At 35.5% G+C, this 12,233-nt stretch carries 14 protein-coding genes; 2 read left to right on the top strand and 12 right to left on the bottom strand.

The genetic code is table 11. From position 1 onward, the window contains the following. Positions 1-597: 597 nt before the first annotated feature. The 8 genes from ACFQ1X_RS15800 to ACFQ1X_RS15765 form a co-directional block, all read right to left on the bottom strand. Positions 598-1,056, bottom strand: a complete 459-nt coding sequence (locus ACFQ1X_RS15800; protein ID WP_144841600.1) for a hypothetical protein — start codon at positions 1,054-1,056, stop codon at positions 598-600. A 579-nt stretch (positions 1,057-1,635) separates the two neighbouring features. Next, on the bottom strand, positions 1,636-1,830 hold the full coding sequence (locus tag ACFQ1X_RS15795; RefSeq protein WP_144841601.1) for a hypothetical protein: 195 nt from the start codon (positions 1,828-1,830) through the stop codon (positions 1,636-1,638). Positions 1,831-2,243: 413 nt separating this feature from the next. Further along, the gene (locus ACFQ1X_RS15790; RefSeq protein WP_379083359.1) at positions 2,244-2,717 is read right to left on the bottom strand and encodes a DUF4306 domain-containing protein; all 474 of its coding nucleotides are present in this window, start codon (positions 2,715-2,717) and stop codon (positions 2,244-2,246) included. 368 nt (positions 2,718-3,085) lie between these two features. Beyond that, positions 3,086-3,328 carry a sigma factor-like helix-turn-helix DNA-binding protein gene (locus ACFQ1X_RS15785; protein ID WP_144841603.1) on the bottom strand — a complete coding sequence of 81 codons (243 nt, stop codon included), beginning with the start codon at positions 3,326-3,328 and terminating at the stop codon, positions 3,086-3,088. Between the two features lie 151 nt (positions 3,329-3,479). Then, positions 3,480-4,706, bottom strand: coding sequence for a hypothetical protein (locus ACFQ1X_RS15780; RefSeq protein WP_379083357.1), 1,227 nt, complete (start codon positions 4,704-4,706; stop codon positions 3,480-3,482). A gap of 12 nt (positions 4,707-4,718) precedes the next feature. Beyond that, on the bottom strand, positions 4,719-5,549 hold the full coding sequence (locus tag ACFQ1X_RS15775; RefSeq protein ID WP_144841605.1) for a hypothetical protein: 831 nt from the start codon (positions 5,547-5,549) through the stop codon (positions 4,719-4,721). Then, positions 5,546-6,235: an ATP-binding cassette domain-containing protein gene (locus tag ACFQ1X_RS15770; RefSeq protein WP_144841606.1), complete on the bottom strand. Its 690-nt coding sequence runs from the start codon at positions 6,233-6,235 to the stop codon at positions 5,546-5,548. Before ACFQ1X_RS15770 ends, ACFQ1X_RS15775 begins: the two co-directional genes overlap by 4 nt. Beyond that, the gene (locus ACFQ1X_RS15765) at positions 6,232-6,621 is read right to left on the bottom strand and encodes a GntR family transcriptional regulator (protein WP_144841607.1); all 390 of its coding nucleotides are present in this window, start codon (positions 6,619-6,621) and stop codon (positions 6,232-6,234) included. The genes ACFQ1X_RS15770 and ACFQ1X_RS15765 overlap by 4 nt, the downstream gene beginning before the upstream one ends. 894 nt (positions 6,622-7,515) lie before the next feature. On the opposite strand from ACFQ1X_RS15765, the gene ACFQ1X_RS15760 reads away from it, so the two are divergent. Beyond that, positions 7,516-8,475, top strand: a complete 960-nt coding sequence (locus ACFQ1X_RS15760) for an IS30 family transposase (protein ID WP_071151788.1) — start codon at positions 7,516-7,518, stop codon at positions 8,473-8,475. On the opposite strand, the gene ACFQ1X_RS15755 is transcribed toward ACFQ1X_RS15760, so the two are convergent. The 3 genes from ACFQ1X_RS15755 to ACFQ1X_RS15745 form a co-directional block, all read right to left on the bottom strand. Next, entirely contained in the window at positions 8,467-8,703 is a 237-nt protein-coding gene (locus ACFQ1X_RS15755) for a 3-isopropylmalate dehydrogenase (RefSeq protein WP_379083354.1), read from the bottom strand. The genes ACFQ1X_RS15760 and ACFQ1X_RS15755 overlap by 9 nt on opposite strands. Positions 8,704-9,176: 473 nt before the next feature. Further along, on the bottom strand, positions 9,177-9,455 hold the full coding sequence (locus ACFQ1X_RS15750) for a hypothetical protein (RefSeq protein WP_144841609.1): 279 nt from the start codon (positions 9,453-9,455) through the stop codon (positions 9,177-9,179). 465 nt (positions 9,456-9,920) lie between these two features. Continuing rightward, positions 9,921-10,490, bottom strand: a complete 570-nt coding sequence (locus ACFQ1X_RS15745) for an aspartyl-tRNA synthetase (RefSeq protein WP_144841610.1) — start codon at positions 10,488-10,490, stop codon at positions 9,921-9,923. 517 nt (positions 10,491-11,007) lie between these two features. On the opposite strand from ACFQ1X_RS15745, the gene ACFQ1X_RS15740 reads away from it, so the two are divergent. Then, positions 11,008-11,496 (top strand): hypothetical protein, encoded by a 489-nt coding sequence (locus ACFQ1X_RS15740; protein ID WP_144841611.1) that lies wholly within the window; start codon positions 11,008-11,010, stop codon positions 11,494-11,496. 305 nt (positions 11,497-11,801) lie between these two features. Here the strand turns inward: ACFQ1X_RS15740 and ACFQ1X_RS15735 are convergent. Next, positions 11,802-12,233, bottom strand: a 432-nt coding sequence (locus ACFQ1X_RS15735) for a hypothetical protein (RefSeq protein WP_379083351.1), incomplete at its 5' end; no start/stop codon positions are given.

The following is a 12,233-nucleotide window of genomic DNA, read 5'->3' as shown; positions in this document are numbered from 1 at the left end:
TTGTTGTGGTGACTACCATTATACAGGATTTGGGGAGGTGCTCTATTTTCATGCCGTTACACACCTAGAGCCGCAAGGTCTCGGAATTATGAAATTTACTCAAATACTTGCAAATTCTATTTATTTTCATATTTAGTTTTTCTCTACTTTTTTATATTTAGTGAATGGAAATTAAGAAAAGTTTTGAATATATAGAAGTGAGAATTGAGTTAAATCAATTCTCACTCTTTTTTCTATAAGCTTTATTTACAAAATTAATTGAAAGAGTTCATTAAAGTAAATAATGAATAAAAAACTCAAGTGGTCTTAAAGGATGTACTTAAAGGATTGTATAAAAAATATGCATTCTTGATATTCTGTAAAAGAGAGTGCGATAATCGTAATTTTCGCACTCTCTTAGATTATTCATTTTTTATTTAAGCAACTCCTGATTACCTCTCATATGTAAACTTTTTGTTGCTCTAGCTTTCTTCAGTTGAGCAATAAAACAGATCCGTCAACTTGAAATAGGTATAGGTTTAGCAGTTGATATACGAATTAAAAAAATTGAAACACTTCGTATTGCCTTTAGAAAAATACTCTACGAAGAAACCTGCTCTATACATTTTGGGCATCTGCTTTTTTAAAGCTTATGACTGAGATGAATATAAGGACATACACGGCGGACATCAACAACGAGAAGGTTTCATAACTTATATCAACCAAGTAATTCATACCGAATAACGGTGTTATGAACAGCAAATAAAATGGGTATGGAATGGATGCTATCACATCGAGAAAAGCATAATTCATCAATGAGTCTTCCAACAGTTTAAAGACATAGACAACCAGGCCAGATGAAAAACCAACTAATAATAACAGCTTTACGCTTTTATGGTATCTGCCACTAGAAGCCCCTTTTTTAATGGCAAGCAGAAAAGCCACCAGAAACAACGCTGTAGCAAGTAAATTGAATACGTTTAGACTTGAGTCCGGGTACTTTATTGAAGGGATTAAGTTTATTGAAAAGGCAATTAAGTACGAGCTGATTAGAAAGACCAAAAATTTCAACTTCATTTTATGAACCTCTCCCTCAATGATTTTATGAATTGATGTTTTCTCCAAATTTTTTTGATGCGTCCCTGTTTGCGAAATTCCACCATTGATTCCATGTGTGCGTTATAAATGAATGCTATCCCCACCACATAGCCATCACGATAAGCGACCAAATAGAAGCACTGAATGCTGCTATAAACAGCAACAGCCCCATGGGTCCCAGATACTTAAAAGTCACGTCTTGTTTCTTGAATGAACGAAAGATCAAAAAAGCGGTCAGTAAAGCTGCATCACCTTTTTTATTCATACCAGGAGCGGGTCATTTTTTCACTTTCTTTTCCAGATACTTCAGGTGCAGCATGTCTTCCTCCATCTCAAATGAACTGAACCACCGATAATTTGAATCATCAATGATCCGGAAATGCTGACTGACGACATTCTGCTGGAGTATAAACTCTCCCCGTGACTTGGGCTGTATTTTACAGCACTTTTTGTTTGCAAAAAAATAACCCAGTTCATTTAAACTGAGTCATGAATATTATACTTTTTATTATATCTTTTTTAACTAAAGCGCCGTACTTAAAATGAAACCACTGCTATTCATTGGGTATCGTCTTCCGCTTTTTTTATAGCCCGCTTTATTCCTGCTAGTATAAGCAATCCTATCACGGCCCCGACTCCTGTAGTAATAACTTGTTCCCAATTCATCTCTTCATTTCTCCATAAACTAATTGCAAATACTGCTATAACCGTACCTAGCATAACTCCTATAAATGTTTTTAAAATACTTTTCACCATTCCCTTCTAAATACTTAACTCAATCTATGTATTTTTTTAACTCAACTGCTACGAAAGTTTAAGCACAGTCTCTTACAAACTCTACAATTATTTTACCATATATACCCAGAACCTTATATAGATTCAGTAAAATGAACAACCGATTAATGATTTGTGAATATTAAAACAGCCTCATCAGTGTACCGTTGCAATGCATTTTCAATAAACTCAGATTAAAGTAATATACCTAAGAATTTTTAGAAATTTAAAGCGTACGTAAAAGTACACTTAAACAGACAAAAGAGGAAAAGCCTCGCTGATCAGCACGGCTTTTCCTCTTTATGTGTTGCTATTAGAATAACCACTACTTCTGATAATCGCTCAAATGTTAACCTGCATATTTTAAAAAAAGATTCGCCTTTATATAAATTTCACTTGTTGTAGAATAGGTAAAACTGATTCAATTCTTTTATTTTTCTACCATCGATAAGAAACACACTCAAAAGGGATGCTAACCCTACTACTCCAAAGAAAAGTGAAAACAACTTGAAACCAGTTGTCGGAGAATCAAAGAGGCTGCTGCACAATGTAAATGATGCAATGGTAATAAGGAGCAAGATGGTATTTCTAGCGGCTCTGCGACCCTTAAATAACCAAAATGTCAGCTGAAAAACTACCCAAAGAAATGAGCTGGCCATCAACAATGGAAAAAGAGGTTCAAATTTGGCAGCGTAAACAAAATGATCAATTACTAACAGATTTTCTGCAGTTGTGTAACCGTCATTGACCCAATTAGAGAAAATCGCGGTGTGTTCCCATACCCAAGAGTTGTCGCGAAGCTGTCCCCCTTCGTACCAGCTAGCGAGCGTCGCGAATACAAATATTGAAACGGCTCCAATTAACAATACTATGCTCCGAAATGGCATAAAGCGCACTCCCTTTCTATATTTATTTACCATTCAACGTAAGAATAGCAATCAAGTGCCATTAATAGACATAGTCTTTCACAAACAATTTGGATTCTAACTACACTAAACTAATTAAATATTGTATATGACTGTAACATCTTAAGACTCTAGAATATTTTAGAATACAGATAAAAAAGGGGAAGGATTCTATAATGAGCTGTGAACTGAACCCCAAATGGATTCACTTTTTAAAGTGTCTACCATTTGGGGTTCAGTTTAGAACAAGATATTTTTCTCAATAGTATGCTTCTAGTTCAACTACTCCATTTCCTATTTTATAATCAAAATCTTCATTTTAATTTATCTTATGTTATAGTCAACTTTTTCAAAGCCTGATAAATTCGATCCTCAACTATGTCTTGGACCATTCCCGTGTTCAGGGCTATCTCTTCATTCGAATTGCCCTGGATGAACTTCATTACCAATACATCACGGTCCAACACGCCTAGTTCACTCATCAGTTTTAATAGCTCATACCGCTTTTCTTTAGTCAGCAGCTCCTCTTCAATAGACAGAGTGCTGCTTGTTTGCACATTTTCGTTATTCATTTCAAGCTGCACCTGCCTTTTTTATTTTTCATCAAATATCTTTCTGGTTATTGGTAAGGACTTGCGGTAACACAAATATACCTATGAACGAACCATGTCCAGGTCCTCCAGCAACATCAGGTTTTCTGCATTTCTCATATCCACTTATCCATTAATTTATATATATTTCGTTTAGATATAATTCGAATTTTCCCTGTTCTTCGGATGAAGTTTCTAATGCAATTTGTCCTTCAAAAAGGGTCTTTCCTGTTTGAATGTCTACAACTACAACATCCCCATTGGAATTTGAATCCATTTGATAGCTGACGACATAAAGTTTGCCTTCTTTAACGCTTATCATCGGAATTTGGAGAGGTTCATTTTCTATTGTTGCTTGGAGTTGGATTCTAAAATCCTGATCAACCTGGTTTTCCCCTAAACGATACGGAGTTATTATCAGTTCTTGCTCTTCTATTCTTGTAAAATAGATTGTTGAACCCTCAACGAAACTGAGTTGGTTCTCCTCCAGACTTAAGCCTGGTACATTCACTGTTTCATTTTCTTTTGTTGCCAGATTATAGAATATGATTTCCTGCTTAGAGTCTGTTACTCTAATGGATTCTGCTGCCTCCATCATTGCTTCTTCCATTTTCAGCAGGATTATATGTTTATTCGCTGCGGTTGGACTGTTTTCCACTAATTGTATATGTGTATGTATATCTTCATTCCACTGAGTATATTTTAATAAAGCTTCGTTGTTAGTTAGTTCTTGACTTACTAAATCAATCTCATAAATATGCATTTCATCATTAAAGCCTTCATTATTTCTCATCATGTTTTGAGTAATAATATATATCGTGTCCTCAACCAATTGCACATCTATAACGAAAACATGATTCACGTTCTCTTCATCTGGCACTTCCAATGTAAAGGAGTTTACTTTATCATCAGCTTTATTTAAAACTGATATTTCAAAATTAAAGTTATTCGGTCCCAGCGAACTTATTCTATGATCTGCATATGCATAAGCCAGAAACTCATTGTCTTCAAAAAACAGGTTAACCATTGGATGCTTTCCTCTCATGAAGGTACGATGCTCTTCCTGCAATTCTTTAATCACAGTCGGATAATATCCGATTATCCGGTCTAAAAAAGAACGACTATGATATGAAGAACCTTGAGCAGTAATTTTTAAGTCCGTGCTTACATAATTCGCAGGTGAAGAAATTATATAAGATCCATCTAAAACTAATGATTCCACTTCTTCTGGATCCCCACTAAGAGTTTGAATAGCAAAGTCTGGGTAATTTTCAGCGGACATGGCAGAATTCACATAAAAAGTTCCGATGCCAAGTACAATACCTATAACAATCGCCATTGATTTCCAGTATTTCCTCATTTTCTCCACTCCTTATACGGTAATTTTTTTCATCAATAAAAATCTGCTAAACCAAATAGATGCTGTGAGAACAATTAAACCCATACCGATTTCAAGTACTAACAATTCCATTGGATAGAAAAAGCCATTCAAAACAAACTTATGTAAAAATATCGGTAGCAACCAAACAGCTATTGCAAGACCGGTATATATAATGCCAGCCAAAATCCCTTTCCATCTGAAACATCTTTCCAAAAGTATCGCGGTGAACAGAATGGAAACAACCAACAATCCCGCTCCATAATATAAGAAAAATTCACCAATACTACTTGCAATAACGATATTTAATTCAGGCAAACTTGCCACAAATGCTTTCACAGTCATATCGCTTCGGAATTCATCTGGCACCAGGGTTTTCATAAAGGCCATCTCGATTGGAAGTAAGATAAGTTGAAAAGCGACCAGGCCGAATGTCATGGCCAGGATTGTAGTAATCTTTGCATAAAAGATGTTCAAACGGGTTGTTGGAAGCATTAACAATCGATATACAAACGTATTTTTCCCAATCCAATCCCTATACCAGATAAGGAAAATATAGAATCCAATTCCAGCAATACAGAGTGCAATTGGTGTCACGAACCATAGACTTTTTGCTACCTGTAAGAAGCTCATTTGACCGACTTGCTCCAGAAACTGTGCTTGAGTCATCTCTCCAAAGATGCTCTCATTAGCCAGGTTCATATACTGTCTTGATTTAACAATAACCCCGATCATCTGCGTAATGAATGTGATACCAAGCAAGACAGCAAATAGTTTTGCAATACGGTTAATTTCAAAATTAACGAGCTTCAAATAATTGTTCATCGTTGATACACCTCTCTCATTACATCAATGACAGACTTCCCTTCGTTTTCACGAGCTTCCTCAGCGCTAAATTCCTTTGTCACCATTCCATCATCCAGCAGGACAACCTTATCAATTAAATGCTCAATATCTCCTACCTCATGAGTCGTAATGATTACAGCACGATTTTCAAGCAAATGACTCGTGAATACATTTGCAATTTCCTCACGACTGAACATGTCTATTCCTGAAAATGGCTCATCCATTAATACATAATCCACATTTAGGGCCAAACCGAGCAATAGATTTACTTTTGCAGCATTTCCTTTGGACAAAGAAGCGATTCGATCACGCTGATTTAATCTAAAAAAGGCTAACAATTCAGTAGCACGTTCCTGGTTCCAACACTTATAAAAATCTTTCATAAACTCCATGGCTTCTGTTATGGTCATTTGCGGAAGCATTGTAGTGGTATCAGGGATAAAGGCGATTTTTTCGAATGTCGTCTTATCTAATGGTAATCCGTCTATTAAAATCTGCCCTTTATTTATAGGAGTAAGTGCCATAATGGCATTCAAAACTGTGGTCTTCCCAACTCCATTAATTCCAATTAAACAAGTAATTTCACCTTTGTTCGCTGTAAAAGATACACCTTTCAGTATCTTCTTCCGCCCATAATTCTTTTCAACCTCTTTCACTTCAATCATGCTTTTACCTCCTCATCATCCTGGACCGTATACTTTGTTCTGACTAATTCAAGCAATTCTTCAACAGGCACATTAATGGACTGAACAGATGTCACAAATGCATCAACAGCTTCAATAATTAACTCTTCTCTCACTTTTCCCAGTATTTTGGTATCTGTAGTAATTTTGCTCGGGTGGTTACGTTCCGTATAGATCAATTCCTGCAGCTCCATTTCTTTATAAGCTCGTTGTGCTGTGTTCGGATTTACTTTCATCCTGTTAGCCAGCTCACGTCTGGATGGTATTTCATCACCAGGCTGCAATTCACCAATGGCAATTTGCTCTTTAAAGTAACGAATGATTTGTAAATAGACTGGGTCGCGATTATTATTATTATTTCTCTCCATCGAAACAACTCCTATACATCCTTTTGATGCAAATGTGTATGTATTAATTGATTCATACACCTTAAGTGTATTATAGGGTTAATACATAAAAATTGTCAATCCAATACTTAAAATTTATCTAAAATGGAAATAAAGAGGGGATCAAACCAAGTCTTATATAAACTCCCTAATTATTAGAGGCGTCTTTTAAAATAACGAATTTCATTTCTTTCCAAAATATGTTTATGATAACGACTGGAAAATCGCATGTTAAGATTCAGTTGTTAAGTCGAGAGAAGCAAACCATATTTAAACACCAATTAGACCGGTAGTTCGTGCCTGTAAATAAAAAACGGTGAAACTATTTATTAGTAGCTAGTTTCCTATTTGCATGCCATAAAATACGGCAAAATGGTCACGAATAAGAAATAGTGCCAACACACCACCCACTGACCCAAATAAAACTGCTAATAGTAATATTGTAAAAGCCACAGAATATAGAAACGGGTTCCGTTACCTATCACAAAACACGAAATCACACTATAAAATGCACATAAAATTACGTAATGAATTGTACACTGATTTGTAGTGACAATTGTAATTGAAATTAAAAAATCTCAGTTCAGTGAACTGAGATTTTTCTTCTATTTACTTTTAATTTTTTCTTCAACTACAGCACCCCTTTAGTACCATAAGAGAAGACCGTCAATTTGATAGTTGTGATTTCTACCTTTGCTCTGGTTACTGTAAATACTTTTTGGTTTTTTTAATTATCGACACTACAATGGCGAAAAGTAAGACGAACATACTGTTATAAAACGCCGATTGTAAAATTAAGCTAGACAACTAAAAAGCCATCCGTGGTACACTCACAATGTATTTTCCGACCAAAGAAAAACATAGGAGTGACCACGAATGACCTACACCCATCTTACCACGGACGAACTGGTGATGATAGAAGCTTATTATCATCAAAATATACCTGTAACGAGAATAGCTGAACGCCTAAGCCGTTCCAGGCAGCCGATTTATAATGTCATTAACTTTCTGAAATCAGGTCACACAGCTCTCGATTTTTACACACAGTACAAGAAAAACAAGAAACGCTGCGGCCGACGGAAAATCGTCTTACCGAAAAAACAAATGGCCTATATCCAAGAAAAGGTGGCCCAAGGTTGGACACCTGACGTCATTGTTGGCCGCGCAGAGATGGTCCTTGATTGTTCCATTCGTACGCTTTACCGCATGTTCAAAAATCGTGTCTTTGATGTCGCCACACTGCCGATGAAAGGGAAACGGAAACCCAATGGCCACCAGGAACGCCGGGGAAAGCAGGCGTTCAAACGGCATATTTCCGAAAGGGAAGCCGATTATCCTTCTTTCCAAAAAGAGTTCGGGCACATCGAAGGTGACACCATTGTGGGCGCCCGCCACAAAAGTGCGGTGATTACGCTGGTCGAAAGGCTGACGAAAGTCATCATCGCCTTGAAGCCTGCAGGACGCAAGGCATGCGATATTGAAACCGCTTTGAATGAGTGGTTTCAACGGATCCCGAGAAATCTCTTCAAATCTATTACTTTTGATTGTGGGAAGGAATTCTCCAACTGGAAGCCGTTGTGCAACCGGCACGACGTCTCGATTTATTTTGCGGATCCCGGCACGCCTTCCCAACGTGCGCTAAATGAAAACTCCAACGGGCTCCTTCGAAAAGACGGCTTGGCAAAGGAAATGGACTTCAACGAGGTCGATCAACCGTTCATTTCCACGGTAGCTGACAAGCGGAATAACATCCCAAGGAAGTCGCTGGACTACCGCACACCCCTGGAGGCATTTTTGAGTCACCTGAATGGAATGGACTTGTCTAGCTTATATTGACAAACGGAAAAATAAAAAGAGAGCAAGGTTTAAACCTGAAATTGCCGCAAAGGTATCTTTCAAAATCGATAAAACCAAAATGGTCATAATTGCTCCAAATATTACAGCTAGCACCAAAATAACCAATGCTGCTAAGTATAGGTTTTTACTCTTTTTGAAGACGAAGAACCCGATTAGGTTTGCCGTAACAACTAAAGCGACAAGAAGTATCTCGAAAAAAATAATCAATTAATCATCTCCACTTATTTCTGTTATCTGTTAATGAATCAACTGTTCAATTAGGTCAAGATTTATATATGAAAACTCTTCTTAAACTAAACTGCTCCTTCGTTTAAGTACATTTCTACACAACCTCTATATATAGTTCACCATATAGATTCTTCTTTATATTGTAGGATATAAATCCAATAATATTTGCGAGAATTATTAAAGAACCATGAGTATTAAGAAGAAATAACTCATTTAGCCCCTCCTTACATAATTTTATTTCGCTGAATTTCAACTTCATTGCGACATAATATTTTACGCATAAAGGAAGAAAGGTAGCGATAGGAAAGAGTTGGTTACTGCAAAACGTATTGGGTTAGCGGATAATGTCTTTGATTTGAAAGACCTCACCTAAAAATGCAAAGGACATTAATTCCTTTGCAGTTCATTTTTCATTAAATTGAAGCACGTTAATTTAAGAAGATTCACTTGTATTATGGTGTATATGACCTGACAAAAATCACAAGAATTGCTAGTATAATTAGCAAAATCAATGCTAAAGCAAGCCCCAAAATAGCGATCATATTTTTTTCATTCTTTTTAATCAGGGCAATCATGCTTAAAATAACTGCTAATGGAGCGCCAATAATTTGTGCATAAAAAATAGTTTTAGTCAAAGATCCTTGGGTTAAATTCGGCAATACAAACCATAAAGCAATTAACACTAGTGGAATTCCCAATGATAAATAACTTATCCACGAATACTTTTTCATTCCCATTCCCCTCCAATAAATAAGGTTTTTAGTGAAAATGTCTCTTACATTTTATCATTGCACCTAACTAATTGTTCTATTTAGAATCACTTATGGATAGCGACTTCTATATTCTATAAATGGTCTCTTTTATATCCAAACACACACAACCTCTTTCAATTAACAACTAGCTCATCTTTTTCTTCTTAAAACGCTCTGTTAATGAAGTTTTAGTAAAGACGACACCAGCTGTAACAAAGAAGAAGATAATTCTGAAAGGCTTGGAGTTGGCTTCCGCTATTTTATAAACGGTTTCTTTGGCGCGATATAAAAGCAATCTTAATCAATTTACCAGTATCTAATGTCGAATTGTTAATACAACAGTCGGGAGATGAAACACATACTGAGAAAGTTTTTATTTTAACGGAGAAAGGAAAACTCACTTTTAGACAAAATACACTGCAAATGCGATGTCGTTTCCTTAACTTAATATGTAAATGGATAACTGTCTAATTTTTCATTTGTATTTTGATTAACCAAGTGTAATTGCAGTTCATTTATATTCGATAAATTGTCCGTTTCAAAATACCAGAGGTATACGTTTTTTAAGTCCATCTCAACCGATTCTTTATATAGAGAAACTTCTAGGTTAATTTTTCCAGAGGGCATGTCGTCAATCATTACTGTGAGATCTTGTCCATTTTTCATCAAACCAAATATTATTTCTTCCCCATAAGTCTGATAATCCCTAATCTGTTCATCAGTTATCGTATCAACAGTCGTACTCCAAACTAAGTAGTCTGATTTCCATCCGAAAAGTCCTTTTTTAACCATAGCAGCACCAATATTGTTTGAATCTTTGATGAAAAAGTATAGAGCTTCACCCTGCTTTTTATAAGCAGGAATCAAAATCAAGTTCTTGTTTTCGGCTAATAGTGCTTCCTGGGGTTCTTCATAAGAAATCTTGTTTTGTGATATAGACCATATGGTAAATATTGATACTAATACTATCCCTAAGACTATTAATACAATGAATAACTTAAAATTACGTTTCATAGTAGTCTCCTCCCCTCTTAGATTTTAAATCTTAATGCTGAATTTCCATTTAACTTCCTTCTTCATTTCATTCTACCTTAATTCTCTATAAAAACTATTTGTTTTTAGATTTCCTTATCGGAATATATTAGCGAATAAAAAGGAAAAATAACACCGACGATTCGCGATTTCAGTGAACATCTTGCGAATCGGGGTGCTATTTTGTTTGTTAAAACGGAATCTGTTTGTTGCTAAAATGTTGCGGTTTTATAAGGTATTTATGATTTTATTTCAGTTAACCGAACGCGTTAGTGATACAAAGGTTTTTCCCTTCCGATAAGAACGTGATATGTCAACTGAAAATCCGGTTAGAACTCCCTTCTAATCCATTTACACAAGATATTTTAAGCACTCCTTTTCAAAGGAATTACCAGTTTTATGTTAAAAAGTAAGTTATAATGATTTATATACCTATTTTGAATAATCGATTATATAAAAGGAGTAGATTGTAATCATTAAAAAAAGTCTAGCCACTTTAATGTTTGGCACATTTATTCTTCTTGCAGGTTGTCAGGAAGAAACAAACAACGGAACAGTTGAATCTGAGACTGAAATAGGAACACCAGAAGAACAAATTGCTAATTTACAGGAAGATTTCAATGAGATTATTTCAGAAACGGAAACAGAGTATGGAAAGCTAGTCTTTTATTCTCTAGAAAATGAAGAAAAAGCTAAAGGTGTAGGTTTAGCGGTATTTAATGAGGAAGATGGAACCTGGGTTTATTCAGAGGGAACAGCACATTTAGTTTCAGCTTCTTCTGAATCAGAGGCATTTTCTTCCGACAGAATAGAGATCAATGATGAAACGAAAGTGGTTTATGGATACAGGCACGAATCTCCAAATTCAGAAATACAAGAAGTGGAAAGTGAAGACTTAGTAGACAATGCTTTGGTTTTAGAGGAATCTGTTATTTCTTACACGTTCGTTTCTCCTAATGAAACTGTAACCATTTCCAAAAACAATTAAAATTAAATTTCAAACGCCATCCTTAAGCAGGTTGGCGTTTTTTAGTTCATATAAAAAAACTCAACCATAGGATTGGCCGAGTTCACGAAGCTATAACATTTTTACATAACATCTTCCCACCACCCTTAAATGAGCAGATTTCAACTACAAGTTAATTGAATAAAACCCTTCGTAAAGGTACACCTTAACGAATAAAAAAAGCAGAAACTTTGTACGAAAATCCTACTTTTTCAGTGAGGTGTCATATGCAACGCTCAAACCACAATATTTAAAAATTATCAGTTTAAGGTTACGGGGGTGATGCTTCAGAAGCTTATTTCTAGCGTATCTTTGAATTCCTCAAGTATATCTGGATGTTTTTCTTTTGAAGAATAAATAGTTTCATTCGTAGTTTCAGACTGGAAATGAATAATACCATCACTGAAAATATGAATATAAAAATTCTTTTCATAATTCCCGTCAGATAATGCGAATATATAATTTCCTGGATTATTCAATTCTTGTATCTTCTTTACCAACTCTTCTTTAGGAGGAGTTGTGACTTCAACCTGTTCTACCGAACTGATAAAGTTCTCAATTTTATCAGCATTAGTTATAGATTTACTGGTTAAATTTGAAGCAGCTCCGTTTTCATGTAAGCGTCCAATAGCGAACACATTTAAATAGAAGAAACTTCGTGAGATACTCTTTCCAGAATTGAATTTTGGGAGGAGTTTCTTTGATAAGAAAAGAGAAAG

This window comes from Metaplanococcus flavidus, from assembly GCF_042675885.1.
Lineage (GTDB): Bacteria > Bacillota > Bacilli > Bacillales_A > Planococcaceae > Planococcus > Planococcus flavidus.
Note: the sequence above shows the minus strand (reverse complement) of the source record. Positions and strands in the feature narration are given on the sequence as shown.